General features: G+C 65.1%; 23 protein-coding genes. 4 read left to right on the top strand and 19 right to left on the bottom strand.

Translation table 11 applies throughout. From position 1 onward, the window contains the following. Positions 1 to 10 precede the first annotated feature (10 nt). From ACE10W_RS08860 to glpD, 5 genes are read right to left on the bottom strand one after another with little or no spacing between them, the layout of a single operon-like run. Positions 11 to 817, bottom strand: a complete 807-nt coding sequence (locus ACE10W_RS08860) for a carbohydrate ABC transporter permease (protein WP_011085227.1) — start codon at positions 815 to 817, stop codon at positions 11 to 13. Continuing rightward, on the bottom strand, positions 817 to 1,791 hold the full coding sequence (locus ACE10W_RS08855) for a carbohydrate ABC transporter permease (protein WP_304551121.1): 975 nt from the start codon (positions 1,789 to 1,791) through the stop codon (positions 817 to 819). The genes ACE10W_RS08860 and ACE10W_RS08855 overlap by 1 nt, the downstream gene beginning before the upstream one ends. Next, on the bottom strand, positions 1,791 to 2,876 hold the full coding sequence (locus ACE10W_RS08850; protein WP_011085225.1) for an ABC transporter ATP-binding protein: 1,086 nt from the start codon (positions 2,874 to 2,876) through the stop codon (positions 1,791 to 1,793). The genes ACE10W_RS08855 and ACE10W_RS08850 overlap by 1 nt, the downstream gene beginning before the upstream one ends. Positions 2,877 to 2,888: 12 nt before the next feature. Continuing rightward, positions 2,889 to 3,965, bottom strand: a complete 1,077-nt coding sequence (locus ACE10W_RS08845; protein ID WP_304551120.1) for an ABC transporter ATP-binding protein — start codon at positions 3,963 to 3,965, stop codon at positions 2,889 to 2,891. Continuing rightward, positions 3,962 to 5,512, bottom strand: coding sequence for a glycerol-3-phosphate dehydrogenase (gene glpD / locus ACE10W_RS08840; RefSeq protein ID WP_161536119.1), 1,551 nt, complete (start codon positions 5,510 to 5,512; stop codon positions 3,962 to 3,964). The genes ACE10W_RS08845 and glpD overlap by 4 nt, the downstream gene beginning before the upstream one ends. Positions 5,513 to 5,743: 231 nt before the next feature. On the opposite strand from glpD, the gene ACE10W_RS08835 reads away from it, so the two are divergent. After that, positions 5,744 to 6,028 carry a type II toxin-antitoxin system Phd/YefM family antitoxin gene (locus tag ACE10W_RS08835; protein WP_161536120.1) on the top strand — a complete coding sequence of 95 codons (285 nt, stop codon included), beginning with the start codon at positions 5,744 to 5,746 and terminating at the stop codon, positions 6,026 to 6,028. Beyond that, positions 6,025 to 6,450: a type II toxin-antitoxin system VapC family toxin gene (locus ACE10W_RS08830; RefSeq protein WP_028175059.1), complete on the top strand. Its 426-nt coding sequence runs from the start codon at positions 6,025 to 6,027 to the stop codon at positions 6,448 to 6,450. Before ACE10W_RS08835 ends, ACE10W_RS08830 begins: the two co-directional genes overlap by 4 nt. A gap of 2 nt (positions 6,451 to 6,452) precedes the next feature. Here ACE10W_RS08830 and ACE10W_RS08825 read toward each other — a convergent pair whose 3' ends face one another. Together ACE10W_RS08825 and ACE10W_RS08820 are read right to left on the bottom strand one after the other, a co-directional pair. After that, on the bottom strand, positions 6,453 to 7,298 hold the full coding sequence (locus tag ACE10W_RS08825; protein WP_060910813.1) for a DeoR/GlpR family DNA-binding transcription regulator: 846 nt from the start codon (positions 7,296 to 7,298) through the stop codon (positions 6,453 to 6,455). 91 nt (positions 7,299 to 7,389) lie between these two features. Then, on the bottom strand, positions 7,390 to 8,076 hold the full coding sequence (locus ACE10W_RS08820; protein ID WP_038967389.1) for an HAD family phosphatase: 687 nt from the start codon (positions 8,074 to 8,076) through the stop codon (positions 7,390 to 7,392). A gap of 155 nt (positions 8,077 to 8,231) precedes the next feature. Here ACE10W_RS08820 and ACE10W_RS08815 point away from each other — a divergent pair, with 155 nt between their 5' ends. Continuing rightward, entirely contained in the window at positions 8,232 to 8,699 is a 468-nt protein-coding gene (locus tag ACE10W_RS08815) for a nuclear transport factor 2 family protein (RefSeq protein ID WP_011085218.1), read from the top strand. Between the two features lie 98 nt (positions 8,700 to 8,797). Here ACE10W_RS08815 and ACE10W_RS08810 read toward each other — a convergent pair whose 3' ends face one another. The 11 genes from ACE10W_RS08810 to ACE10W_RS08760 all read right to left on the bottom strand — a co-directional run bounded on the left by ACE10W_RS08810 (position 8,798) and on the right by ACE10W_RS08760 (position 24,015). Next, complete coding sequence (locus ACE10W_RS08810; protein ID WP_028175062.1) at positions 8,798 to 8,989, bottom strand: hypothetical protein; 192 nt, start codon at positions 8,987 to 8,989, stop codon at positions 8,798 to 8,800. Positions 8,990 to 9,179: 190 nt separating this feature from the next. Next, a complete protein-coding gene (locus ACE10W_RS08805) occupies positions 9,180 to 9,611 on the bottom strand; it encodes an acyl-CoA thioesterase (RefSeq protein WP_028175063.1) in 432 nt (143 codons plus the stop codon). 79 nt (positions 9,612 to 9,690) lie between these two features. Further along, the gene (locus ACE10W_RS08800; RefSeq protein WP_304551114.1) at positions 9,691 to 10,443 is read right to left on the bottom strand and encodes a fatty acid desaturase family protein; all 753 of its coding nucleotides are present in this window, start codon (positions 10,441 to 10,443) and stop codon (positions 9,691 to 9,693) included. Positions 10,444 to 10,502: 59 nt separating this feature from the next. After that, entirely contained in the window at positions 10,503 to 12,599 is a 2,097-nt protein-coding gene (locus ACE10W_RS08795) for a 3-hydroxyacyl-CoA dehydrogenase NAD-binding domain-containing protein (protein ID WP_304551113.1), read from the bottom strand. A 2-nt stretch (positions 12,600 to 12,601) separates the two neighbouring features. Next, the gene (locus tag ACE10W_RS08790; RefSeq protein WP_011085214.1) at positions 12,602 to 13,885 is read right to left on the bottom strand and encodes an acetyl-CoA C-acetyltransferase; all 1,284 of its coding nucleotides are present in this window, start codon (positions 13,883 to 13,885) and stop codon (positions 12,602 to 12,604) included. Further along, positions 13,885 to 16,152, bottom strand: coding sequence for an acyl-CoA dehydrogenase (locus tag ACE10W_RS08785; protein WP_028175066.1), 2,268 nt, complete (start codon positions 16,150 to 16,152; stop codon positions 13,885 to 13,887). Before ACE10W_RS08785 ends, ACE10W_RS08790 begins: the two co-directional genes overlap by 1 nt. 287 nt (positions 16,153 to 16,439) lie before the next feature. Beyond that, positions 16,440 to 17,063, bottom strand: coding sequence for a flavin reductase family protein (locus ACE10W_RS08780; protein ID WP_028175067.1), 624 nt, complete (start codon positions 17,061 to 17,063; stop codon positions 16,440 to 16,442). A 120-nt stretch (positions 17,064 to 17,183) separates the two neighbouring features. After that, on the bottom strand, positions 17,184 to 17,783 hold the full coding sequence (locus tag ACE10W_RS08775) for a TetR/AcrR family transcriptional regulator (protein WP_028175068.1): 600 nt from the start codon (positions 17,781 to 17,783) through the stop codon (positions 17,184 to 17,186). 34 nt (positions 17,784 to 17,817) lie between these two features. Further along, positions 17,818 to 20,955 carry an efflux RND transporter permease subunit gene (locus tag ACE10W_RS08770; protein ID WP_011085210.1) on the bottom strand — a complete coding sequence of 1,046 codons (3,138 nt, stop codon included), beginning with the start codon at positions 20,953 to 20,955 and terminating at the stop codon, positions 17,818 to 17,820. 273 nt (positions 20,956 to 21,228) lie between these two features. Continuing rightward, positions 21,229 to 22,335, bottom strand: coding sequence for an efflux RND transporter periplasmic adaptor subunit (locus ACE10W_RS08765; RefSeq protein WP_011085209.1), 1,107 nt, complete (start codon positions 22,333 to 22,335; stop codon positions 21,229 to 21,231). Positions 22,336 to 22,683: 348 nt separating this feature from the next. Further along, on the bottom strand, positions 22,684 to 24,015 hold the full coding sequence (locus ACE10W_RS08760; protein ID WP_060910809.1) for an MFS transporter: 1,332 nt from the start codon (positions 24,013 to 24,015) through the stop codon (positions 22,684 to 22,686). Between the two features lie 80 nt (positions 24,016 to 24,095). On the opposite strand from ACE10W_RS08760, the gene ACE10W_RS08755 reads away from it, so the two are divergent. Further along, the gene (locus ACE10W_RS08755; protein WP_304553709.1) at positions 24,096 to 24,521 is read left to right on the top strand and encodes a DUF2809 domain-containing protein; all 426 of its coding nucleotides are present in this window, start codon (positions 24,096 to 24,098) and stop codon (positions 24,519 to 24,521) included. Here the strand turns inward: ACE10W_RS08755 and ACE10W_RS08750 are convergent. Beyond that, positions 24,463 to 25,629, bottom strand: coding sequence for a winged helix-turn-helix domain-containing protein (locus ACE10W_RS08750; protein WP_304551110.1), 1,167 nt, complete (start codon positions 25,627 to 25,629; stop codon positions 24,463 to 24,465). The two genes, ACE10W_RS08755 and ACE10W_RS08750, sit on opposite strands and share 59 nt — an antisense overlap. Positions 25,630 to 25,738: the final 109 nt, after the last annotated feature.

Here is a 25,738-nt window from a genome sequence, read left to right as displayed (position 1 = left end):
CGATGCCTCCCTACACCCGGCCGAGCGCGAAGCCGCGCGCGATGTAATTGCGGACGAACCAGATCACCAGCGCGCCCGGAATGATGGTGAGCACACCGGCCGCGGCCAGCAGGCCCCAGTCCATGCCCGCGGCCGACACCGTGCGCGTCATGATCGCCGCGATCGGCTTGGTCTGCACCGAGGTCAGCGTGCGCGCGAGCAAGAGCTCGACCCAGGAGAACATGAAGCAGAAGAAGGCGGCGACACCGATGCCGCTGGCGATCAGCGGCACCAGGATCTTGATGAAGAAGCGCGGGAAGGAATAGCCGTCGAGGAACGCGGTCTCGTCGATCTCGCGCGGCACGCCGGAGACGAAACCTTCCAGGATCCACACCGCCAGCGGAACGTTGAAGATGCAGTGCGCGAGCGCAACGGCCCAGGGCGTATCGAACAGCCCGATCGCCGAATAGAGGTTGAAGAACGGCAGCGCATAGACCGCCGCCGGCGCCATCCGGTTCGACAGCAGCCAGAAGAACAGGTGCTTGTCGCCGAGGAAACGGTAGCGGGAGAAGGCGTAGGCCGCCGGCAGCGCCACCGAGATCGAGATGATGGTGTTGAGGACGACGTATTCCAGCGAATTGATGTAGCCGGAGTACCAGCTCTCATCGGTGAAGATGCGCCTGTAGTGCTGGAGCGTCGGGGCGTGCGGCCACAGCGTCATCGTCGAGACGATCTCGCTGTTGGTCTTGAAGCTCATGTTGACGAGCCAGTAGATCGGCAGCAGCAGGAAGACCAGGAACAGCCCCATGATGAGGCGGCGGCCGGGAATCGAATGCATCAGGCCACTCCTTCCTTCGGCTTGAGCGCGGGCGCAGGCTGGAGCGCGCCTGCGGGTTTCGGCTCCGCCGCCGGCTCCTTCTCCGCCTGTGCCTTACGCTCGACGCCTGCATTGGTCATGACGGTGTAGAAGATCCAGCAGACGATCAGGATGATCAGATTGTAGACCAGCGACAGCGCGGCGGCCTTGCCGAGGTCGAACTGGCCGAGCGCGATCTTGACAAGCTCGATCGAGACGAAGGTGGTCGAGTTGCCGGGTCCGCCGCCGGTGACGACGAACGGCTCGGTGTAGATCATGAAGCTGTCCATGAAGCGCAGCAGCACCGCGATCAAGAGCACGCGGTTCATCTTCGGCAGCTGGATCGCCTTGAACACGGCCCAGCGCGAGGCGCCGTCGATTTGCGCCGCCTGGTAATAGGCGTCCGGGATCGACTTCAGGCCGGCGTAGCAGAGCAGCGCGACCAGGCTGGTCCAGTGCCAGACGTCCATCACGATGACCGTGACCCAGGCGTCGACTGCGTTGGACACGTAGTTGTAGTCGAGGCCCATCGCATTGAGCGTATAGCCGAGCAGGCCGATGTCGGGTCGACCGAAGATCTGCCAGATGGTGCCGACGACGTTCCAGGGAATCAGCAGCGGCAGCGCGAGGATGACGAGGCAGGCCGCGACGGTCCAGCCGTCGCGCGGCATCGACAGCGCAACGACGATGCCGAGCGGCACCTCGATGGCGAGGATCACCAGCGAGAAGAACAGATTGCGGCCGAGCGACGCGAGGAAGCGGCCGCCGAGATCGGTCGAGGGATCGAGCAGCTCCTTGAACCAGCCGACGCCGTTCCAGAAGAACTGGTTGTTGCCGAACGTGTCCTGCATCGAATAGTTCACCACCGTCATCAGCGGCAGCACCGCCGAGAAGGCGACGACCAGGAACACCGGCAGCACCAGGAACCAGGCTTTTTGGTTGATGGTCTTGTCCATCAGGCGGCTCCCTCCACCAGAAGGCTGTCGGCATAGACGTGGACATGCGACGGATCGAACTTCAGCCCGGCGGTGCCGTCCGCGCTGGTGAAGCCCGCCGGCGCGCGCGCCGCGATCTTGGCCTCGCCGATGCGGACGCGCGCGAAGCGGATGCGGCCGAGGTCGTCGATGCGTTCGACCTTTGCGGTGAGCAGGCCAGGTGCCGGCGCGACGGCGTCGACGAACTCCGGACGCACGCCGATCTCGATCTTCGCGCCCGCGGGCAGATTGTCGTAGCTGCGGCCCAGCGCGATGACATTCCCGCCGATGCGCGCCTCGCGGCCCCTCACCTCGGCCGGCAGGATGTTCATGCCGGGCGAACCGATGAAATAGCCGACGAAGGTGTGCGCCGGCTTGTCGAACAGCTCGGCGGGCGTGCCGCTCTGCACCACGCGGCCGTCATGCATGACGACGACGGTGTCGGCGAAGGTCAGCGCCTCGGTCTGGTCGTGGGTGACGTAGATCATCGTCAGGTCGAGCTCGCGATGCAGCGCCTTCAATTTCGAGCGCAGCTGCCATTTCAGCTCGGGATCGATCACGGTCAGCGGCTCGTCGAACAGCACCGCGGCGACGTCGTTGCGCACGAGGCCGCGGCCGAGCGAGATCTTCTGCTTGGCGTCCGCCGTGAGCCGCGTCGCCTTGCGGTTCAAATAGGGATCGAGGTCGAGCAGACGGCCGATCTCGGCGACGCGCCTGTCGATCTCGGCTTTCGGCACGCCGCGGTTCTTCAGCGGAAACGCCAGGTTCTCCCCCACCGTCATGGTGTCGTAGATCACCGGAAACTGGAACACCTGGGCGATGTTGCGCTTCTGGGTTGACAGCGGTGTGATGTCCACCCCGTCGAACAGGATTTTCCCCCGCGACGGCGTGATGATGCCGGAGATGACGTTGAGCAGCGTGGTCTTGCCGCAGCCGGACGGCCCAAGCAGCGCATAGGCGCCGCCCTGCCGCCAGGTCATGGTCACCGGCTTCAGCGCAAAGCTTTCCTGCGGCGCAGCGTTGCCGCCGTAGGAGTGGGCGAGATCGACGAGGTCAATGCGGGCCATGGCGCATCCCCCTCACTGGCTTGGAGCTGCGACGAGGCGATCAGCCGCGTCGAATACGAAGACATCATTGGGATCGAGCACGGCATCGATGGTCTGGCCGGGCTCGAACTCGTGCACGCCGTGCAGCACCGCCACCCAGTTCGATCCGTCGCGGGTCAGATGCACGAAACTCTCCGAACCGGTGATCTCGGTCACCGTGACAGTGGCGTGGAAGGCATGGCGGTCGGTCTCACCATTGGCGAGCGCAAGCTGATGCGCGCGAAAACCGACGCGATAGGCGCCGTCGGCGAGAGCGGAATAGAGGCCGGACGCCGGCGCGGCGATACCTCCCGCATATTGCACCGAACCGTTCTTCTTCTCGATGCCGACGAGGTTGAGCGGCGGGTCGGAGAATACCTGGGCAACCCGCAGCGTCTGCGGACGGCGATAGACGCTGGGCGTCTCGCCGATCTGAAGCGCCTGGCCCTCCCACATGCACACCGTATTGCCGCCGAGCAGCAGCGCCTCGGTCGGCTCGGTGGTGGCATAGACGAAGATCGCGCCCGAGGCCTCGAAGATGCGCGGCAGCTCGGCGCGCAGTTCCTCGCGCAGCTTGTAATCGAGATTGGCGAGCGGCTCGTCGAGCAGCACGAGATCGGCGCCCTTGACCAGCGCACGCGCCATCGCAGTGCGCTGCTGCTGGCCGCCGGAGAGCTGGAGCGGCGTGCGCTTCAGGAACGGCTCGAGCCTGAGCAGCTTTGCGGCTTCCGCCACGCGCGCCTCGATCTCCTCGCGCGGCTTGCCCTGCACGCGCAAGGGCGAAGCGATGTTCTCATAGACCGTGAACGAGGGGTAATTGATGAATTGCTGATAGACCATGGCAACCGATCGCTGGCGCACATCGACGCCGGTGACGTCCTTGCCGTTGACCAGCACCTTGCCCGTGGTCGGCTTGTCGAGGCCGGCGAGCAACCGCATGATCGAGGTCTTGCCCGACAGCGTCGGCCCGAGCAGGACGTTGAGCGTGCCGCTCTCGAGCGTCAGCGAGACGTCGCGGATGTGCGCGACACCATCGACGGTCCGGGTCACGTGATCGAGCGTGACGGTCATGAGCGTCCTCCCGCTTCCAGCAGGGGACTTTGCGGCACGGCGTGGGTCCTGATCCAGTCGTCAAGCGCCTCGATCTCGTCGGCAGATAGTCGCAGGCCGAGCTTGGAACGGCGCCAGACGATGTCCTCGGCGGTAACGGCCCATTCGTTGGCCATGAGGTAGCGGACCTCGCGCTCGGTGAGCGTCGCGCCGAAGGCCTGGCCGAGGTCGGCGGCCGATTTCGCATCGCCAAGCAGCTTGATGGCACGGGTGCCATAGGCGCGCGCGAGGCGGCGCGCATGCGCATGGCCGAGGAAGGGATAGCCGCGCTGGAGCTCGGCGATCAGCCCGTCGATGTCGGACACATCCATGTCGCCGCCGGGCAGCGGCCATTTGCCGGTCCAGCCCTCGCGCGCTTTCGCGCTGCGAAGATAGGGCGAAAGCCGCTCCAGCGCCTCTTCGGCGAGGCGGCGGTAGGTCGTGATCTTGCCGCCATAGATCGAGAGCAGCGGCGAGCCGCCGGGCGTGTCGAGCTCGAACACGTAGTCGCGCGTTGCGGCCTTGGCTTCGCTGGCGCCATCGTCATAGAGCGGCCGCACGCCGGAATAGGTCCAGACCACGTCCTCTGAAGTCACCGGCTTGGCCAGATATTCGCTCGCGGCGGCGCAGAGATACTGGATTTCCTCCGGCGTCGCCTTCACCTTGGCGGGATCGCCGTCATAGTCGCGGTCGGTGGTGCCGATCAGCGTGAAATCGTCCTGGTACGGGATCACGAAGATGATGCGGCCGTCGGCATTCTGGAACATGTAGGCACGGTCGTGGTCGTAGAGCTTCTTGACCACGATATGCGAGCCCTGCACCAGGCGCACCTTGGCTTTCGCGTTGACGCCGGCGCCGCGGCCGAGCACGTCCTCGACCCAGGGGCCGCCGGCATTGACCAGCGCGCGGGCCTGGACCTGCGAGCGCGCACCGGTCAGCGTGTTGACCATGCTGACCGTCCAGACGCCGTCGGCCTGGCGGATCTCGGTGGCACGGGTGCGGGTGCGGATCTCGGCGCCCTTGTCGGCGGCATCGCGCGCGTTGAGCACGACGAGGCGGGCGTCATCGACGAAGCAGTCGGAATATTCGAAGGCGCGGCTGTAGCGATTCGGGATCAGCGGGCGGCCGACCTCGTCGCGCCTGAGATCGACCGAACGGGTCGCCGGCAGCAGATGGCGGCCGCCGATGTGGTCATAGAGGAAGAGGCCGAGCCGCAGCAGCCAGGCCGGGCGCAGCCCTGCGTGATGCGGCAAAACGAAACGCAAGGGGCGGATGATGTGGGGCGCGATGCCCCAGAGGATCTCGCGTTCGATCAGCGCCTCGCGGACCAGGCGAAACTCGTAATATTCGAGATAGCGCAGGCCGCCATGCACCAGCTTGGTCGACCAGGACGACGTCCCGCTCGCCAGATCGTTCATTTCGCACAGGAAAACCGTGTTGCCGCGGCCCACCGCGTCGCGCGCGATGCCGCAGCCGTTAACACCGCCTCCAATAATGGCGAGGTCGAAAATACGCTCCAACAGACGCATCCCCCGGCGACTCGCTCGTTCCTTCGAGCGACTACTTTCGTTTTTGATTAGATCACACCGAAAAACGAAAGCAAGATGAAAGAGAGGCGAAGGGAAGTGAAAGCGGAACTTTTTAGTGGGCAATCGGACGAGGAAATGAGCAGCTTAGACGGCAATTCGAGAAGCAATAGCGCACTTGAAGGTCAGCCACGATAGATTATAGTCATAATAGTCATATTGGTTCTTGCTCACATGGCCGACCACAACACTGCACCCGACACGCTTCCGACTGATGACACGTGGACGCTTGCCAACGCCAAGGCACGACTGTCCGAGGTGATCGACCGTGCCCAGACCGGCCCCCAGATCATCACCCGTCACGGCAAGCCGAACGCCGTGGTCGTTTCCGCCGAGGAATGGGCCCGCAAGACCGCACGCAAAGGCACGCTGGCCGAATTCCTGCTGGCCTCTCCGCTGCGCGGCGCCGACCTCGCACTTGATCGCACGCACGATGCGCCGCGCGACGAGATGCCGTGAACCTGCTGCTCGACACCAACATACTGTCGGAAGTTCAGCGGCCAGCCCCCTCGCCGAATGTCTTGGCTTGGCTTGACACGATCGATGAAGATCGTGCGTTCATCAGCGTCGCATCGATCGCCGAGCTTCGCCGCGGCATCGCATTGCTGGAGGATGGCCGCCGGCGCTCGGCACTGGCCGCTTGGCTTGCCGATGATCTGCCGACGCGGTTTGGCGAACGTGTCCTGCCGATCGACCAGGCGGTGGTCGAGCGCTGGGGCGACCTGATGGCTCAGAGCCGCCGCAGCGGCGTTGCTCTGTCCGTCATGGATGGCTTCTTTGCCGCGACCGCGCTTGCAAACGATCTCACGCTCGCCACGCGCAATGTGAAGGATTTTGCTGCATTCGGCGTCCCCCTGCTCAATCCGTGGGACGACCGATAGTCCTATCTTAACCGCACCACCGGCGCCGCTTCGGGTGCAGCTTCCTGAGCATCGGCCTGCACATCATCAATATCCGCCCCCTTCGGCATCGCCTCCACCACTTCGATGCCCTTGCTGTGGCAGATGGTGGCGAGGCGTTCGGGAAGCTCCTGGTCGGTGACGAAGGTCTGGATCTGGGTCATGTGGGCGATGCGCACCGGCGCGCTGCGGCGGAGTTTTGTGGAATCGGCGACCAGCATGACACTGCGGGCATTGGCGATGATGGCCTGCGCGACCTGCACCTCGCGATAGTCGAAATCCAGCAGCGCGCCCTCCTCGTCGATCGCGGAGGCGCCGATGATGGCATAGTCGACCTTGAACTGGCCGATCAGCTGCGTCGCGGTCGAGCCGACCACCGCACCGTCGGCGCGCCGCACCGTGCCGCCGGCAACCACCACCTCGATGCGGGGATGGCGGTAGAGCAGCATCGCGACGTTGAGGTTGTTGGTGATGACGAGGAGATCCTCATGCGAGGTCAGCGCGCTCGCGACCTCCTCCGTCGTGGTGCCGATGTTGATGAAGAGCGAGCATCCGTTCGGGATGAGCGATGCGGCCGCAGCCCCGATCGCCTTCTTCTCCTCGGCGGCAACGAAGCGGCGCGCCTCATAGGCGAGGTTTTCCACGCCCGAGGCGATGATGGCGCCGCCATGGATGCGGGTCAGCGAACGCCGTTCGCAGAGATCGTTGAGATCCTTGCGGATGGTCTGCGCCGAGACCTCGAACCGGCGCGCGAGCTCCTCGACCATAACCCGGCCGGAGGCGCGCGCGATGTTGAGGATTTCGGCTTGGCGATGGGTCAATCCGGTCACGGCAATGGCCTCAAATCAGGAAGGTGCATGGTGCGGCGGTTCGCGCCATCGGTCAATGCGCCCGCCGATCACGGTTAACGGATGAGGCCTCTCACCACGCCATCGCGGCAGCCAGAGGCGCGAGCAGGGCCGGATCGTCGAAGGCGCCGGCGGAGGCGACCGCGCCGGCGGCAACCAGGTCGGCATGGCTGAGGCTGGTCCGGATGCCGATGGTCGGAATGCCGGCCGCGGTGGCCGATTGCACGCCGGTGCGGGAGTCCTCGAATGCGACCGAGGTTTCCGGCCTCGCGCCGACGAAGCGCAAGCCTTCCTGATAGGGCAGCGGATGCGGCTTGCCGTGCGGCAGCTCGTCGCCGATCACGAGCGCCTTGAAACGGTCCGTGATGCCGAGGCCGGAGAGCAGCAGTTCGGCGTTGAGACGCGGCGCGTTGGTCACGGCAACCATGGGAACGCCGGCCGCGTCCGCCCGGTCGAGCAGCGCCATCAGACCCGGCAGCGGCTCGATCTGCCCGGCGACGAGCGCGCGGAAGACTTCCTCCTTCTCATCGAGGATCGAGGCGCGCCGTTCCGGCGCCTCGTCGGGCAGAAAGCGCTCACCGATCGATACATTGGCGAACCCTTGCAGCTCCCTCGAGAACCGCGCGTGATCGAAGACATGGCCGCGAGGGCCGAGCACCTCGTTGAAAGCCTTCAAGTGCAGCGGGTCGGTATTGGCAAGCGTACCGTCGATGTCGAACAGCAATGCCCTGCCCGTCGCATTGTCCTTGGCCTCGATCATTTCCGTACTTTCCCAAATGCACGACGCATCGATGCGCGACACGTATCAATATGGCTGCGATCACGCAATGACGCATGCGCATGACGACGACGTGACCACTCGACAAAGCCGCGCGCGGCTGTAACACTCTCATCAAGAGCAAAAAGGAGGAAACGATGACGATCAACCGACGCGATCTGGCTCTCTCGACCCTTGCCGTTCCAGCTCTCGCCATCTCTGCGCTCGCCCTTACGACACCGGCGCTGGCCGCGGCGGCGGACGAAGAAGCCGTGGCGAAGAAGGTCGAGGCCTTCCGCCTCGCCCAGATCGCGGCCGATCCGAAGGCGCTCGGCGCGCTGTGCTGGGACGATCTGAGCTACAGCCATTCCAGCGGCAAGGTGGAGGACAAGGCGACCTTCATCACCAACGCCACCGACGGCAAATCGAAATTCCTGTCGATCGAATACAAGGACCCGACCATCAAGGTCGTCGGCCCGGCCGCGATCGTGCGCTTCCACTGGGTCGCGGAACAGGAGATGGCGGCCGATGGGAAAAAAGTGCCGACCAACCTTCACATCCTGATGAACTGGCAGAAGCAGGGCGACGACTGGAAGCTGCTGTCACGCGCGGCGACGAAATTGTGATGTCGCTTCTTACCCTCTCCCCTTGCGGGAGGGGGTAAGGCGAAGTGCGCGGCAAAAGATTCCGGGTTCGCGCTACGCGCGCCCCGGAATGACAGGGGCTACGCCGCTTCTTTCACATCGCCGTTAACCAGCTTGCGCGCAGCGCGCTCGGCTTCGCGGGCGTTGCGGAAGAGCTGGCCTTCGAGGCGGTAGAAGCGGTCGGATGAGGCGAAGAAGCAATAGCCTCCTTGAGAGCGAACGACGATACCTGCGGTCTGTGAATTAACTTCGATGATGTAGCTGTCCGGCATGGCCCGTGGATTCCTCAAGTGCGGGCAAATAACGACACTTCTGCCCAAAGGTTCCTGGGCATTTGAGGCCGTTTCCACCCCGAATCGACACGCAATTGAGTACGCCGGGACCTCATCCGTTTTATGACTTGTTCTTGGCGAAGACGCGACGACCGCGGACGCAACGTCGCGCGGTGATGCGCCGCGGCGGCTACGTCGCGATCGGCGTATCGGTGGGGGTTATCGACTGCGGACGGCCGTGATCGTCGATCGAGACATAGGTGAAGTTGCCGTCGGTGACGAGGAACGGGTGCGCCTCCCTGCGGCGAAGCGCCCAGGCTTCGAGATGCACGGTGAGTGAGGTGCGCCCGACCCGCACGAGATTGGCGTAGACAGAGACGAGATCGCCGACATACACCGCTTTGCGAAAATTCATCGCCTCGATCGCAACCGTCACGGTGCGCGACTTCGCGATCTTCGAGGCGAACACGCCGCCGCCGACGTCCATCTGGCTGAGCAACCAGCCGCCGAAAATGTCGCCATTGGCGTTGGTGTCGGCCGGCATCGCCAGCGTGCGAATGCAGAGATCGCCGCTCGGCTCGGTACCGGAGCTGATAGGGGTTTTGACGTGCGTGTCGGTCATATGGTTGATCTCCGCGGCTCTCGGCTCTGGATACAAAGCCGCGGCGCCTTGCGCAACATCGGCACGCGACAAGCTTGCGCTATCCAGCCGGCCGCGGCGTCCCGACGAAGATTCCGGTATCGTTGAGCTTGCGTTGCCACTCCGCATCGTCGGCCCGCGGCGTGCGCCCTGTCGTTGCCGTCACGAGCCGTTCCAGCCTGCTCCAAAGCCGGAGACGGTCGCACGGATAGTTGGCCCATCCATTGATGACACAATAGCGGACAGTGTGGTCGCGGTGGTGACGCAAATGATGCTCGGGTGAGCAGACCAGATGCAGCCTTTGCGCCATGCGCAGGAGCGGCGGGCGGACCCGCCAATGCGCAAGATTATGAAAGCTCATGCCAAACAGCATGCAAGTCGCGATCACGAACCAGACGATCATCAGCGCGTAAGTGAGCGCGGAAACCGGGAACAACGCCGTGATCGCGGCCGCAATGCCGACCACCACGGCGCTCGGTGCCGCACCGAGGGAAGCCTGGTCGAGGAATTCGTAGAGCAGGACGTGGCTCGGATGGGTGTGATGCTCTCGCGTCATCGCGATGCCGCGGCCGAGCACCCCCTCGTCCAGCCACGTGTCGACCGCCCAATGCACCAGCCCCGAAAAAAAATCAGCGAGGAAATAACCGATCAGGAGTGCCACGATCAGCCACGGCCAGCGCAATCCTGCCGCGCGGTAACATTCGACGAGATAAATTGCGCAGCACAGGATCACGACGGCATCAGCCGCACAGCACAGCCGCGTGATGATGATCTCGCGCAAGGTCGCATGCTTGAAGAACGGGATCGTCGGCATCGGCGATGCTCCTCCACGGGCTCCACTACCCATAATAGCACCTTTTGCCGACATCATCCCTATTTCAAATTGTCCCAGCCCGCGTCAGGCGCGAAACGTCCGCCGAATCGATCGGCAAGCTCGCGCAAAGTCGACACGACATTATCCACGCCGCGCGTGCGCGCATAGTTCAGCGGGCCGCCGCGGAACGGCGCATACCCCGTGCCGAAGATCATGGCGCCGTCGACCGCATCGGGATCCTCGACAATGCCCTCGCGCAGCGCCGCGACGCAGACGTTGGACATCGGCAGCACCAGGCGGTCGATCATCTGGTCGGTCACGCGCGGGCCGGTCTCGGGAAGCGGCACCTTCTCGGCCTTGCCGTCCTTCCAGGTGTAGAAGCCCCTGCCGGTCTTGCGGCCGAGTTCGCCTTTGGCGACCTTCTCGCGCAGCCAGGCCGGCGTCGGCGGCAGCAGATCGCCGAACTTGGTGCGCAGCATGTCGCCGACATCGAGGCAGATGTCGAGCCCGACCTGGTCGGCAAGCTCGATCGGTCCCATCGGCATGCCGAACTGCTCGGCCGCGGCGTCGATCAGGCGCTGGTCGGTCTTCTCGTCCAGCATCACCATTGCCTCCAGCATGTAGAGCGTCAGCGCGCGGTTGACGAGGAAGCCGGGCGAGCTCTTCACGGCGAGCGGCAGGCGGTCGATCGCACCCACAAAGGCGAGCGCCTCCTTCAGGACCGCCAGCTCGTTGCCGTCATGGCTGACGACCTCGACCAATTGCAGCCGCGACACCGGATTGAAGAAGTGCAGCCCGACCAGCCGCTCGGGCCGCGCCAGCGTGGTGCGCAGATCCTGAAGCGGAATGCTCGAGGTGTTGGTCGCAAGAATCGCACCCGGCTTCATCTTCGGCTCGAGACCGGCATAGACTTTCTGCTTGAGCTCCAGCTTTTCCGGCACCGCCTCGATGACGAGATCGGCGTTGCGGACGCCCTCGCCGTCCATGTCCGGAATCAGGCGATCGAGGGCGTCGCGCACCTCGGTGGGCTTGCGGATGATCTTGCCGTAAAGCTCGGCCGCGCGCTTCACCGCCCCTGCGATCGGTTCCGCCTTCATGTCGGCGAGCGAGACCCGCAGCCCCTGCCCCGCACACCATGCTGCGATGTCGCCGCCCATGGCGCCGGCGCCGATGACATGGACATGCTTCACCTTTTTGCCGGAGCCTGCCGCCTTCTTCATCTGCTCGCGCAGAAAGAACACGCGGATCAGATTCTGCGCGGTCGGCGTCACCATCAGCTTGGCGAACGACGCCTGCTCGGCCGCCAACATCGCGGCCTTGCTGCCGCCATGCGTTTCCCAGAGATCGATCAGCGCGTAAGGCGCCGGATAGTGCTCGCGCGGTGCGGCCTTCGCCGCCTCCGAGCGCATGCGCTTGGCCAGCAGTCCACGCACCGGCCCGAGATTGGCCGCCCGCGTCAGCAGGCCGGGCTTGGCCCGCTTCAGCCGGCCGAACAGCACGTCCTTCACCGCGCCACGGACGTGGCGCTCCTGCGTCACGGTGTCGACGAGGCCGAGCGATTTGGCGCGGCGCGCATCGATAGTGCGACCGGTCAGCATCAAGGCCATCGACTGGGTCGGATTGACCAGCGCGGTGAAACGGGCAGTGCCGCCGAGACCGGGATGCAGGCCGAGCATCACCTCCGGGAAGCCGAAGCGCGCCCCCTCGATGGCAATGCGCGACTGGCAGGCGAGCGCGACCTCGAGCCCGCCGCCGAGGCAGAAGCCGTGGATGACCGCGACCGTCGGCAGCCTCAAGGCCTCCAGATGGTCGACGACGGCATGCGCGGCGCGGATGCGCGTCTCCACCATCTCGGGATCGCTGGCGCCGCGGAATTCGTTGACGTCGGCGCCGGCGATGAAGCCGGACGGTTTGGCCGAGCGGATCACGAGACCTGCGGGGCGTTCGGTCTCGATCGCGGCGAGCACCGCGTCGAACTCTTCCATCACGTCGGAGGAGAGCGTATTGGCGCTCGCATCGGCGCGATCGAACAGCAGCCAGGCGACACCGTCGGCATCGCGCGTGAGCTTGAAGTGCTTGTATGGACTGTCTGCCGCGGGCTGAGGCCCGAGCGTCAGCACGCGGTCGCCGAGCGCGGTCATGATCCTGGAATCCATGGTCACACCGCCTCGATCAGCATGGCGCCGCCGAGCCCGCCGCCGATGCATTCGGTGGCAACGCCGCGCCGGGTGCCGAGCCGCTTCATCGCGTTGACCAGATGCAGCACGATGCGGTTGCCGGAGGTGCCGACGGGATGGCCGAGCGAGATCGCGCCGCCGTCGACATTGAGCTTGTCACGGTCGATCTCGCCGGCCGCGCCGTCGAGCCCCAAAATCTCGCGGCAGAACTTGTCGTCGTTCCAGGCGGCGAGGCAGCCGAGCACCTGAGTTGCGAAAGCTTCGTTCAGCTCCCAGGTCTCGACGTCCTTGATGGTGAGGTTGTTGCGCGCAAGCAGCGGCGTCGCCGACATCACGGGACCAAGCCCCATGATGCTGGGATCGAGCGCGGCCCAGTTGCTGTCGACGATGACGGCCTTCGGCGTCAGCTTGTGCTTTGCGACTGCCGCGTCGGAGGCGAGGATCACCCAGGAGGCGCCATCGGTGATTTGCGAGGAATTGCCGGCGGTGACCTGGCCCCAAGGGCGCTCGAACACCGGCCTCAGCTTTGCGAGCGTCTCGGCCGTGGAGTCCGGCCGCACGCCGTCGTCATGGTCGAAGAACTTGCCGTCGCGGGAAAAGGCGGTCTCGACCTCGCCCTTCAGAAAACCCGCGCCTTGCGCGTGCGCGAGCCGGCGATGGCTCTCGGCTGCGTAGGCGTCGGACTGTGCGCGGGTGATACCGAAGAGATGGCCGACGACCTCGGCGGTCTGGCCCATGTTCAAGTCTGTGATGGGGTCGGTCAGGCCGCGCTCGAGGCCGATGATCGGCTTGAGATAGCGCGGCCGCAATTTGAAGGCGGCGGCGAGCTTTGCGGCCACGCCCTTCGCCGTGGCAAGACCGGCAAACCAGCGCACGCCGGAATTCGGCCACACCAGCGGCGCGTGGCTCAGCGCCTCGGTGCCGCCGGCCAGGATCATGTCGGCGTGGCCCTCGCGAATGTAGCGGTAGGCGGTGTCGATCGACTGCATGCCGGAGCCGCAATTGATCTGCACCGTGAAGGCGACCATGTCCTCGCCCATGCCGAGCCGAAGCGCCGCGACGCGAGCCGGGTTCATCTCGTCCGCGATCACGTTGACGCAGCCGAGGATGACCTGGTCGAAGCTTGTGGGCGAAAACGGCTGGCGCGCCAGGAGCGGCCGGCCGCATTGCACGGCGAGATCGACCGGTGTGAACGGCCCCGGCCCCGAGCGCGCCTTCAGGAACGGCGTCCGGCTGCCGTCGACGATGAATACCGGTCGTGCCATCAGCTCGCCGCCCTCTGTTCACCGAGTTCCTGGAAGAACTGATGCACATCTCCGGTTTTCTTGTAAATCGGCGACAGCGCCTCCGGCGCAAAATCGTCGACCTCGATCACCTTCGTGACGGCCTCGCGGGTTGCGGCGAGCTGCTCGCCCTCAGCCTGCGTGACCACCCCCTTGGCGACCGCCTCCTTCCAGTCGCTGATGTGCGCGGCGCGCATGCGCTTGGCGATCGCATCGGTGCCCGCGACCAGCTTGAAGGCGCGCTCCAGCCGGGCAAAGCCGCCGTCATCGTCGACATGAGCGAGGTCGGCCGTCAGGCGGTCACGTGCCGCCGACGGCTCCAGCACGAGGCTCGCGCATTGATGCACGACCCGGTCGGACGGGCCGAGCACACGGGCGCCAAAGGGCTGGACCACGAGCTTGAGGAATCCGGCGACGAAGCGGTTCGGCAGATTGGCGAGAATTTCGGCGAGCCGATTTTCAATGGTCTTGAAGCCGGTCGCCATGCACCATTCCAGCGCGGCAAAGTCCTCCGTCTGCCGGCCCTCGTCCTGCCAGCGTTTCAGCGCGGCCGAGAGCAGATACAGCTCGGACAGAATGTCGCCGAAGCGCGCCGACAGCATCTCCTTGCGCTTGAGCGCGCCGCCGAGCGTGAGCAGCGCCATGTCGGCACAGAGCGCAAACGCCGCCGAATAGCGCGAGAGCTGGCGATAGAATGGCGTGGCGTCGCCCGCATCCGGCGCCGACGCGAACGCGCCGAAGGTCCAGCTCCGGCCGAAGGCACGAAAGAGTGTCTGAAAGCTGTGGCCGACATGCTTCCAGAACGCGGTGTCGAATGCCGTCAAACCGCGTTCTCGGTCGGTGTCGGCGAGCGCGTTCATCTCGTCGAGCAGATAGGGATGGGCGCGGATCGCGCCCTGCCCGAACACGATGAGATTGCGGGTGAGGATATTGGCGCCCTCGACCGTGATGCCGACCGGAACGGCGCGGTGGAGATTGCCGAGATAGTTTTGCGGACCGTCGATCACGGCCTTGCCGCCGTGGATATCCATGGCGTCGTCGACGGCGGTACGCATCCGCTCGGTCGCGTGCAGCTTCATGATGCCGGAGATGACGGCGGGATGGACGCCGGCATTGAGCGCCGCGCAGGTCAGCCGCCGTGCCGCGTCGAGCTGATAGGCGGTGGCGACGATACGCGCGAGCGGCTCCTCGACACCTTCGAACTTGGAGATGGAGATGCCGAACTGCTCGCGGATGCGGGCGTAGGCGCCGGTGGTGCGCGCGGCATAGGCGGCGCCCGCGGCCGACAGCGACGGCAGCGAGATGCCGCGGCCGGCGGCAAGCGCCGTCATCAGCATCTTCCAGCCCTGCCCGAGGCGCTCCTTGCCGCCGATGACGTAATCGAGCGGAATGAAGACGTCGCGGCCCCGGTTCGGGCCGTTCTGGAAGACCTGCATCGACGGCAGGTGGCGGTGGCCGATCTCGACGCCGGGCAGATTGCTCGGGATCAGCGCCACGGTAATGCCGAGCTCTTCCTGCTGGCCCACGAGGTGGTCGGGGTCATAGGCCTTGAAGGCGAGTCCGAGCAGCGTCGCGACGGGGCCGAGCGTGATGTAGCGCTTGTGCCAGTTGAGCCTGAGGCCCACGACCTCGCGGCCTTCGAAGGTGCCCTTGCAGATGACGCCGCTGTCCACCATCGAGGCGGCGTCGGAGCCGGCTTCCGGGCTGGTGAGGCCGAAGCAGGGAATGTCGCGGCCGTTGGCCAGCCGCGGCAGCCAGCGCGCCTGCTGCTCCTTGGTGCCGAAGCGCATCAGGAGCTCGCCGGGGCCGAGCGAGTTCGGCACCATCACCGTGACGGCGGCAGCGATCGAGCGGGTCGAGATCTTGCGCACGACTTCCGAATGGGCATAGGGCGAGAAGCCGAGGCCGCCGAACTCCTTCGGAATGATCATGCCGAAGAACTTTTCGCGCTTGACGAAATGCCAGACATCCGGCGGCAAATCGCGCCATTCCCAAAAGATCTTCCACTCGTCGAGCATGGCGCAGAGCTCATCGACCGGGCCGTTGAGGAAGGCCTGCTCCTCGTCGGTCAGGGTCGCCTGCGGGACCTTCAGCAGCTTCGCCCAATCGGGGTTGCCGGTGAACAGATCGGCGTCCCACCAGACGTCGCCGGCCTCCAGCGCCTCGCGCTCGGTTTCGGACATCGCCGGCAGCACGCCGCGCGCCCAGGAGAAGACCGGTTTTGTGATGGTGTCGCGGCGGAAGCTCATGGCGGACCTCATGGATCAGCGCGGGTGACCGGCATTTTAGCGGAAAGTGGCTGGCGGAGGTGAACACTTCCCCTGCGAAATTGACGCGGCCGGGCGGCCGCCCCAGGGGCCATAACGGCCAGGCGTGGGGGCAGTTCCGGGAGGGATGGAGAGCCGCTTTTGCCACCGTCATTCCGGGGCACGCGTAGCGTGAACCCGGAATCCATAACCACGATCGGGAGTATGGATTCCGGGCTCGACGCTACGCGTCGCCCCGGAATGACGTGTGGAGAGAGCGGTGGCCGGACCTAATCCGGCCGGACCATCTCGAACATGTTTTCCGGCTTGATCTCGAAATAGTCGCCCCGGCGGCCGGCGCGGACGATTGGGCGGGCGGCGGCGGTCTGGTAGACGCCGTCCTTGATCATGGCCTTGTCGATATGGACCGCGACGACCTCGCCCAGCGTCAGCCAGGCATCGGCCTCCCTGCCGTCGGCGCCCTTGAGGCGGACGATGTCGGACACCTTGCACTCGAAGGCGACCGGGCTCTCAGCCACGCGCGGCACGTTGACGAGCTTGCCGGGCACGGCGGTGAGGCCGGCGACCTCGAACTCGTCGACCTCGGGGGCGACATGCGCGGCAGTCGCGTTCATGTGCCTGGCAAGATCCATGGTGGCGAGATTCCAGACGAACTCGCCGGTCTGCTTGATGTTCTCGACCGTGTCCTTCCAGTTGGTGGAGGAGAAGCCGATGATCGGCGGCACGTAAGCGAACGCGTTGAAGAAGCTGTAGGGCGCGAGGTTGACGTGGCCCCTGGTGTCGCGGGAGGAGATCCAGCCGATCGGCCGCGGCGCAATGATGGCGTTGAACGGATCGTGCTTGAGGCCGTGGCCCTTGGAGGGTTCGTAGAAGTAGAGGTCTTTGTCGGTCACGCGCTTGCTTCTCCGTTTTCCGTCATTCCGGGGCGGTCCGCAGGACCGAGCCCGGAATCTCGAGATTCCGGGTTCGATGCTTCGCATCGCCCCGGAATGACGGTCAACTCAAAACATTGATCAGTGACGCGGCGACAGACCCGCGATGACGAAATCGATCATCTGGTCGATGGTCGGGCCCGGCTTGGTGGCGCACTGGGCGATCATCTGGGGGTGGAAGAAGCGCATCATCGCCGTGGAGGCGCAGAGCGCGGCCAATTGCAGGTCCGGGGCCTCGAACTCGCCGGAGGCCGCGCCTTGCGCGATCATCTGGCCGATCACCCCGGCAATGCACTCCATATGGGCGACGCAGACGTCCCAGTCCTCCTGCATCGCGATCTCGACCATCTCATGCAGCTTGTTGTCGCCGACATAGCGCTCGGTGTTCATGCGATGGATGGTGGTGAGCAGCTCGCGGAAGCGCGGGAGCACCGGACCGGGCCTCGCCACGATCCGCTGCGCTTCGATCTCAACCTCGCCCATCAGCGAACGGGCCACCGCCTGGTGAATCGCCTTCTTCGATTCGAAGAAGCGATAGACATTGGCCGGGCTCATCCTGAGCTCCTTGGCGATGTCACCGACCGTGGTCTTCTGGTAGCCGATCTGGCGGAACAGCCGCTCGGCCACCTCGAGGATACGATCCCGGGTGTCGCCTTCGATATGTTCCGCAATCAGTGTCATCTGTCAGGACTCGTCAATCAGCACTTCTTCTCACTTATTCAGCCGCTTCAGCAAGCGGAATTGCGTGCGGGTCATCGCTCCCATGCTGCGGCGCGGCAGGCTGCTCGGGGGTGCCGGCCTCGTCCAGGCTCTTCCTGAACCACAGGGCATAGAGGCCCGGCAGGTACAGGAGTGTGAGGAAGGTCGCCACGAACAGGCCACCCATGATGGTGATCGCCATCGGGCCCCAGAACGCCGAGCGCGACAGCGGGATCATGGCGAGGATGGCGGCCAGCGCCGTCAGCACCACCGGACGGGCCCGGCGGACGGTCGCCTCCACGATCGCCTCCCGGCGCGTCAAGCCATGAGAAACGTCGGTCTCGATCTGGTCGACCAGGATGACCGCGTTGCGCATGATCATGCCGGCGAGCGCGATCAGGCCGAGCAGCGCCACGAAGCCGAACGGGGCGTTGGCGACGTTGAGGCCGAGGGACGCGCCGACGATGCCGAGCGGCGCGGTCAGGAACACCAGGATCAGGCGCGAGAAGCTCTGAAGCTGGATCATCAAGAGCGTCAACATCACCATGACCATCACCGGGAAGAGGATGAAGATCGAGGCGTTGCCCTTGGCGGATTCCTCGAACGCGCCGCCCGGCTCGATGCGGTAGGCCGGCTCGAGATGATCCTTGATCGCCTTCAGCTTCGGCGTGATCTGGTTGGTGACGTCGGGCGCCTGCACGCCGTCGACGACATCGGAGCGCACGGTGATCGCCATGTCGCGGTTGCGCCGCCACATGATCGGCTCCTCGTGGGAGTACTCGATCTTGGCAATCTGCTGCAGCGGCACGGCAACGCCATTGCGCGAGGTGATGGTGAGGTCGCCGACGCCGCCGAGGTCGAGGCGCTCGGACGGGACCGCACGGGCGACCACGCCGACCTTCTCGATGCCGTCGCGCACGGTCGTGACCTGCGAGCCCGAGATCAGCATTGCGAGCGCCTGCGACACGTCCTGCGGGGTCAGGCCCATGGCGCGGGCGCGGTCCTGGTCGACGACGAGCTTGAGGTAGGGCGACTGCTCGTTCCAGTCGAGCTGGACATCCTTGACGCTCTTGTTCTCGCGCATGACGTCGCGGACCTGGTAGGCGATCTCGCGCACCTTGTTGGCATCGGGACCGATCACGCGGAACTGCACGGGGAAGCCGACCGGCGGACCGAAGTTGAAGCGGTCGACGCGGACGCGCGCCTCGGACAGAAAACCTTCGGCAGCCGCATTTTCGATCTTGGCCTTGATGCGCTCGCGCGCCTCGACGCCCTTGGCGACGATGACGATCTCGGCGAAGGCCTCGTTCGGCAGCTGCGGGTTGAGGCCGAGCCAGAATCGGGGCGAGCCCTGGCCGACATAGGCGGTATAGGTCTCGATGTCCTGGTCGTCCTTGAGCAGCGTCTCGGCCTTCTTCACCGCCTTCTCGGTGACGTTGAAGGCCGTGCCTTCCGGCAGGCGCAGCTGGAGGAACAGCTCGGGCCGCTCCGACAGCGGGAAGAACTGCTGCTGGACATGGCCGAAGCCGACGATCGAGGCGACGAAGACGCCGACGGTCGCGACCACCACCGTGATGCGGTGATTGACGCACCACTGCACGACGGCGCGCAGGCCGCGATACATGCGGGTCTCATAGACCGCGTGCGGATCGTGGTTGTGGTGCACCTTGATGTTGGGCAGCAGCTTGACGCCGATATAGGGCGTGAAGATCACCGCCACGAACCAGGAGGCGACCAGCGAGATCGCCACGATCCAGAAGATGCTGCCGGCATATTCGCCGACCGCGGAATTGGCAAAGCCGATGGGGAGGAAGCCAGCGGCCGTGACCAGCGTTCCCGTGAGCATCGGAAACGCAGTGGATTCCCAGGCAAAGGATGCCGCCCGCATACGGTCCCAGCCCTGCTCCATCTTCACCACCATCATCTCGACCGCGATGATGGCGTCGTCGACGAGCAGGCCGAGCGCGATGATCAGAGCGCCGAGCGTGATGCGGTGCAGGTCGAGCGACATCGTGTTCATGACGATGAAGACGATGCCGAGCACCAGCGGCACGGAGAGCGCGACCACGATGCCGGTACGCCAGCCGAGCGCCAGGAACGAGACGAACAGCACGATGACGAGCGCCTCCATGAAGGAGTGCACGAACTCGCCGACGGCGTGCTCGACCACCTTGGGCTGGTCTGCGATGAGCTTGACATCGATGCCCTGCGGCACCGCCTTCATGAACTCGGCCGTGGCCTTCTCGACCTCCTTGCCGAGATCGAGGATGTTGGCGCCCTTGGCGGTGACGACGCCGATGCCGATCGCGGCCTTGCCTTCCTGGCGCACGACGAAGCTCGGCGGATCGACATAGCCGTGCGTGACGGTGGCGATATCCCCCAGGCGGAAGACGCGACCGTTGCTCTCGACCGGGGTCTCGGCCACGGCCTTGGCGCCGTCGAGCGCGCCGGTGACGCGCAGCGGCACGCGCTGCGAGGAGGTCTCGACCGTGCCGGCCGGGGTCACGTTGTTCTGCTTGGCAAGCGAGTCGAACAGCGCCTGCGGCGTGATGCCGAGGGTGGCGAGCTTGGCGTGGCTGAACTCGACGAAGATGCGCTCGTCCTGATTGCCGTAGACGTCGACCTTGGTCACGCCCGGCACCTTCAGGAGGCGCTGACGGAAGCCTTCGGACACCTTCTTGAGCTGGGCATAGTCGGCGCCGTCGCCGGTCATCATGTAGAGGATCGAATCGACGTCGGAGAACTCGTCGTTGACGACGGGTCCGAGGATGCCGGCGGGCAGCTGGCCCTGCACGTCAACAAGCTTCTTGCGCAGCAGATAGAAGAGGTACGGCACGTCCTTCGGCGGCGTCGAGTCGCGGAAGGTGACCTGGAGCGCGGTGAAGGCCGGCTTGGAATAGGTCTGCACCTTCTCGAAATAGGGCAGCTCCTGGATCTTCTTCTCGATGGGATCGGCGACCTGGGTCTGCATCTCCTGCGCGGTCGCGCCCGGCCAGATCACGGAGACGTTGACCACCTTCACCGTGAAGAACGGATCCTCGGCGCGGCCGAGCTTCTGATAGGAGAAGAAGCCGGCGACACCGAGCACGAGCATCAGGAACAGGACCAGCGTCGGATGGCTGACGGCCCAGGCCGAAAGGTTGAAGCGCTTCATCGCTCTCTCCGAAAAGACGATCCAGTTGCAAAAAACGACAGCCACTCAGTTCAACCCGTCGTCGCGAGGCAGCGAAGCAATCCAGGGGGCTGGGCAGGTTCTGGATCGCTTCGCCGCTTCAGCCCCAGCATTTGCGCTTGGGCCGAAACTCACCTCACACGACGAAACTCGACTTCTCTTGTCATTCCGGGATGGTCCGAAGGACCAGACCCGGAATCTCGAGATTCTCAGGTGCGCAATTGCGCACCATAGAGTTCGCCCTTCGGGGCGCCCCTAGAAAGACAGTGACGAGACGACCCGCACCCTCTGGCCCGGATCGAGCTTCTGCACGCCGAGAGCGACGATCCTGGCGCCCTCTTCGACACCGCTGGTGATGATGACGTCGTTGCTCTCGTAGGACTTCACCACCACCGGCTTCAGCGTCACCGCGCCGTTGTCGTCGACGACGTAGAAGGAGGGCTTGCCGCCTTCGTTGAACAGCGCCGACAGCGGCAGCCGCGCGACGCGCTCGGTGGCGGCGTCCGACAGCGTCAGCGTCGCGGTCATGCCGAGCGAAACCTTGTCGTCGGCCTCGGGCAGCGAGAACTTTGCGAGATAGGTGCGCGTGGCGGTGTCCGCGGTGGGCGCGATCTCGCGCAGCTTGGCCGTATATTTCTTGCCCGGCTCCGACCAAAGAGTGACGCTGGCGGCGCCCGACTTGGCACGTCCGACCAGCGTCTCAGGGATCGCGACGACCGCTTCCTTCTCGGCAAAGCGGGCGACACGGATCGAAGCCTGGCCTGCGGCAACCACCTGGCCGGGTTCGATCAGCGTTGCGGTGACGACGCCACGGGCGTCGGCGTTGAGCGTCGCGTAGGAAAGGGAATTCTTGGTCAGCTCGACCGAGCGCTCGGCCCGGTTCAACCGTGCGCGGGCCTCATCGGCGGCGGCGCGGCTCGAATCCATCTGCGCGTCCGTGGTCCAGCCCTTGGCCTTCAGATCCTTGGCGCGCTGCTCGGCGGCGGCGGCCTGGGCCAGCACGCCGGTCGCAGCGGTCTGCTCGGCCACGGACTGCTCGGCCTGGAGCTTCAGGTCGACCTCGTCGAGGGTGGCGAGCGGCTGGCCGATCTCGACGGTCTGGCCGACCTCCACGAGGCGCTTGGCGACCTTGCCGGCGACACGGAAGCCGAGATCACTCTCGATCCGGGGCCTGACGGTGCCGACGAAGCTGCGCTCCGGGGTCTCTGCATCATAATGCGCGGTCGCGACCAGGACCGGCCGCGGAGGCTCGGCCTTCTCGGCGACGGTGTCATTGCACCCGGCCAGCGCAGCGGCCATCAAGGCCAGCGACACACCCGCCAAGAGCTTGGAATAGCTGGATAAAACCGACCGGACGAACATCGGAGGACACTCCTGCGACTGCAATGAGAGGAATGTCGACTAATCACTGATAAAAGTCAATAATCGTCAGTCATCAGGAAAGCGTGATCGTTAAGGGGTGGTGATCCCTGTCGCCCTGGCGAAAGCCAGGGCCCATTACCCCTGAACTCGGTTGCTGGAAGAGGCCGTCTCCCCGCGTGCCCCAAGAGGAGCCGCGGAGTATGGGCCCTGGCTTGCGCCAGGGCGACGTTGGATGAGACAGCTCGCAGCCCGGATGGGCGCAGCGCAATCCGGGGCCTTTGGAGCATCGTGCGCGTGGTCCCGGATTTCGCTTTGCTCCATCCAGGCTACGCAGTCGTGAGTGGTGCTTTACCGCCCCTGCCCGGCGAACTCGTGCTTGCTGTCGTGGCCGCCGACAAACACCAAAATGCCGGCGAGCAGGGGCAGCACCGCGAGCACCAGCAGTCCGGTCGAGGTCTGGCCGGTGGCTTCCTTGACCCAGCCGATCAAATACGGCCCGCCGAAGCCGGCGAGGTTGCCGATCGAGTTGATCAGGGCGATGCCGCCGGCCGCGGCCGTGCCGGAGAGCCAGGCGGTCGGCAGCGTCCAGAACACGCCGAAGCAGCAGAACACGCCGATCGCGGCCACCGTCAGCACCACCATCGTCAGGGTGGGGTCGGTGAGATAGGAGGAGACGCCGAGCGCGACCGCGGTGAGCAGCAGCGGCGCGCCGACATGCATCACGCGCTCGCGCGTCGCATCGGAATGCCGCGCCCACAGGATCATCGCGATGGTGCCGAACAGATACGGGATCGCGGTGACGAAGCCGGTCTGGGCATTGGTGAGACCGAACGCTTTCACGATCTGCGGCAGCCAGAACTGCATGCCATAGAGCGCACCGACGAAGCCGAAATAGATCAGGCTGAGCGCGATCACCTTGGGCGAGGACAGCGCTTCACCGAGCGACAGATGCTTCACCGCCTGCTTGGCGGCAATTTCGGAATCGAGCTTCGCCTTGAGCCAGGCCTTCTGCTCGGCCGAGAGCCAATCCGCCTTCTCCGGCCTGTCGGTGAGGTAGAACCAGGTGACGATGCCGAGCAGCACCGACGGGATGCCTTCGATGATGAAGAGCCACTGCCAGCCCTTCAGCCCCATCACGCCGTCGAGCCCGAGCAAGAGGCCCGAGACCGGCGCACCGATCACGGTCGAGACCGGGACGGCGATGGCGAAGGCCGCGAGGAAGCGGGCACGATACTCGGCCGGATACCAATAGGTGAGATAGAGGATGATGCCGGGGAAGAAGCCGGCTTCGGCGACGCCGAGCAGGAAGCGCAGGACGTAGAAGCTCGTCACGCCGCTGACCATCGCCATCAGCGCCGAGATGATGCCCCAGGTCACCATGATGCGGGCGATCCAGCGGCTGGCGCCAAACTTTTCCAGCGCCAGATTGCTCGGCACCTCGAAGATGAAATAGCCGATGAAGAAGATGCCGGCGCCCCAGGAGAAGATCAGCGGCGTGAATTTCAGCTCCGCGTTCATGGTCAGCGCGGCGAAGCCGAGATTGACGCGGTCGAGATAGGAGAAGAAGTAGGCCAGCACCAGGAACGGGATCAGGCGCCAGGAGATGGCGCGGATGGTCGAGGTCTCGATTTCCGTCTTGGCTGTGCCGGCGGAACCGGCATAGGTCGTGGTCTGGCTCATGGCTTCCCCCCGGGGTTGTTGCTTTTATGGGCTGATCCGGGGTTTTGAGCATCGCCGCGAAAGAGTCAATGGAGCAAGCAATGCATGGGGCGCAACCGGTCAAACCGGTTGCGCCGCTTCGGACATCCCTGGTCCGGGCCGGGCTGGCGCTGGTCGTGATCGCCTGCGGACTGTCCCTGCGCTGGCACGGCCTCCCGCTCGGCCTTCCCGCCTTCGTCGTGAAGTATGGCGGCTCGCTGTTGTGGGCCACGATGGTGTTCTTGCTGGTCGGGGTTTTGCTGCCGCGGCTGTCGCGGATGCAGCTTGCGGCCATCGCGGCGGCGATCGCGGTCGTCGTCGAGTTCTCCCGGTTGATGCATGCGCCATGGCTCGATGCGTTCAGGCTCACCACGGCCGGATTGCGTTCGGCATCTGGATCGATCGGCTCGCCGAGACGCGCAGCCTCGCTCAATCCGCCAGCTGAAACCGCTCGAAGCGATCGAGCTCTTCCTCGATCACACGCTTGAGCTCCTTGCGCCCCGCGGTCTTCCTCCCCTCCCCGACCCAGGTCCATTTCTGCATCAAGAGCTTCTTCGCCTGCCGGTCGGTCTTGAGATCGAGCGCGGCGACGATCTCGTCGCCGACCAGCACCGGAAGCGCGAAATAGCCGAGCTTGCGCTTGGCCTTCGGCACATAGGCCTCGAACAGATGGTTATAGCCGAAAATGAGACTGGTGCGCTTGCGCTGGATGATCAGGGGATCGAACGGCGAGAGGATGTGGACGAGATCGGGCGATGGCCCCTCACCGCCGGCCTCCAGCACCGCGGGCGCCGCCCAATGCTCCTGCTTGCCGGCGCCGTCGATCGCGACAGGGACGAGCTCGCCGCGACGGACGCGCGCGGCAATCAGGCGCGCGACCGCCTTCTTGCTCGGCGCGTCGAGATGGCAGACCGAATCGAGACTCACCACGCCCTGCGACCGCAGCGCACGATCGAGCAGATAGGCCGTGATGTCCTTTGCCGATGCCGGCTTCGGCAGCTTGTCCCAGCCGAAATGACGCGTCATCAGCTCGTAGGTCTTGAGCATGCCCTGGCGCTCGCTGATGGTCACGGCGCCGGTGTAGAAGGCAAGCTGCAACGCGCGCTTCGAGGGCTTGCGGCTCTGCCACAGATGCTCCTTCTCGGTGAGCACGTCGTCCTCGATGTCGCGGATCGTCAGCGGCGCGGCGCGCACCAGCCGCATCACCTTGCGCGTGTCGGCCGGCTTCACCGAGGCGAACCATTTGTGCCCTTCGCGCCGGTGCTCGCGCATCGCCGGCAGGAAGAAGCGGAAATCGTTCGAAGGGATGTAGGACAGCGCATGGGTCCAGTATTCGAACACGCTCCTGTCGACGCTCTGGGCCTGGCGCAGATCGGCGCGGCGGTAGGACGGAATGCGGCTGAACAGGATGTGGTGGTGGCAGCGCTCGATGACGTTGATGGTGTCGATCTGCACGTAGCCGAGATGAGCGGTCGCATCCGCAACGGCCTGCGCACCCTCGCCGAACGGGGTGCGCTCATCAAGCCGCTGGGCGTGCAGCCAGATCTGCCGGGCCTGTGTCGTGGTGAGTGGGATCGGTTTGGGCGCGCGTGACATTGCAGGAAGCAATGTAGCGGGATTCGCACCGGGAGAAAGCAGCGGACCAGGAGCAACAAAAGAAAATGCCGCGCTGCCATCTGCTGACAGCGCGGCCGTTCGGCATGAA

The sequence above is a fragment of the Bradyrhizobium sp. B025 genome (genome assembly GCF_042257955.1).
Lineage (GTDB): Bacteria > Pseudomonadota > Alphaproteobacteria > Rhizobiales > Xanthobacteraceae > Bradyrhizobium > Bradyrhizobium diazoefficiens.
The sequence above is the reverse complement of the archived record's forward strand: the minus strand, read 5'-3'. Positions and strand labels throughout refer to the sequence as shown.

What these genes read in the sequence shown, in the direction of transcription:
- ACE10W_RS08855 (WP_304551121.1), bottom strand. Translation starts at nt 1,791, where the DNA reads ATGGACAAGACCATCAACCAAAAAGCCTGGTTCCTGGTGCTGCCGGTG.
- ACE10W_RS08775 (WP_028175068.1), bottom strand. Translation starts at nt 17,783, where the DNA reads ATGACACTGATTGCGGAACATATCGAAGGCGACACCCGGGATCGTATC.
- ACE10W_RS08760 (WP_060910809.1), bottom strand. Translation starts at nt 24,015, where the DNA reads ATGAGCCAGACCACGACCTATGCCGGTTCCGCCGGCACAGCCAAGACG.
- ACE10W_RS08815 (WP_011085218.1), top strand. Translation starts at nt 8,232, where the DNA reads ATGACGATCAACCGACGCGATCTGGCTCTCTCGACCCTTGCCGTTCCA.
- ACE10W_RS08765 (WP_011085209.1), bottom strand. Translation starts at nt 22,335, where the DNA reads ATGTTCGTCCGGTCGGTTTTATCCAGCTATTCCAAGCTCTTGGCGGGT.
- ACE10W_RS08750 (WP_304551110.1), bottom strand. Translation starts at nt 25,629, where the DNA reads ATGTCACGCGCGCCCAAACCGATCCCACTCACCACGACACAGGCCCGG.
- ACE10W_RS08820 (WP_038967389.1), bottom strand. Translation starts at nt 8,076, where the DNA reads ATGATCGAGGCCAAGGACAATGCGACGGGCAGGGCATTGCTGTTCGAC.
- ACE10W_RS08845 (WP_304551120.1), bottom strand. Translation starts at nt 3,965, where the DNA reads ATGACCGTCACGCTCGATCACGTGACCCGGACCGTCGATGGTGTCGCG.
- ACE10W_RS08770 (WP_011085210.1), bottom strand. Translation starts at nt 20,955, where the DNA reads ATGAAGCGCTTCAACCTTTCGGCCTGGGCCGTCAGCCATCCGACGCTG.
- ACE10W_RS08790 (WP_011085214.1), bottom strand. Translation starts at nt 13,885, where the DNA reads ATGGCACGACCGGTATTCATCGTCGACGGCAGCCGGACGCCGTTCCTG.
- ACE10W_RS08805 (WP_028175063.1), bottom strand. Translation starts at nt 9,611, where the DNA reads ATGACCGACACGCACGTCAAAACCCCTATCAGCTCCGGTACCGAGCCG.
- ACE10W_RS08810 (WP_028175062.1), bottom strand. Translation starts at nt 8,989, where the DNA reads ATGCCGGACAGCTACATCATCGAAGTTAATTCACAGACCGCAGGTATC.
- ACE10W_RS08795 (WP_304551113.1), bottom strand. Translation starts at nt 12,599, where the DNA reads ATGGATTCCAGGATCATGACCGCGCTCGGCGACCGCGTGCTGACGCTC.
- ACE10W_RS08860 (WP_011085227.1), bottom strand. Translation starts at nt 817, where the DNA reads ATGCATTCGATTCCCGGCCGCCGCCTCATCATGGGGCTGTTCCTGGTC.
- ACE10W_RS08850 (WP_011085225.1), bottom strand. Translation starts at nt 2,876, where the DNA reads ATGGCCCGCATTGACCTCGTCGATCTCGCCCACTCCTACGGCGGCAAC.
- ACE10W_RS08785 (WP_028175066.1), bottom strand. Translation starts at nt 16,152, where the DNA reads ATGAGCTTCCGCCGCGACACCATCACAAAACCGGTCTTCTCCTGGGCG.
- ACE10W_RS08835 (WP_161536120.1), top strand. Translation starts at nt 5,744, where the DNA reads ATGGCCGACCACAACACTGCACCCGACACGCTTCCGACTGATGACACG.
- glpD (WP_161536119.1), bottom strand. Translation starts at nt 5,512, where the DNA reads ATGCGTCTGTTGGAGCGTATTTTCGACCTCGCCATTATTGGAGGCGGT.
- ACE10W_RS08755 (WP_304553709.1), top strand. Translation starts at nt 24,096, where the DNA reads ATGCATGGGGCGCAACCGGTCAAACCGGTTGCGCCGCTTCGGACATCC.
- ACE10W_RS08800 (WP_304551114.1), bottom strand. Translation starts at nt 10,443, where the DNA reads ATGCCGACGATCCCGTTCTTCAAGCATGCGACCTTGCGCGAGATCATC.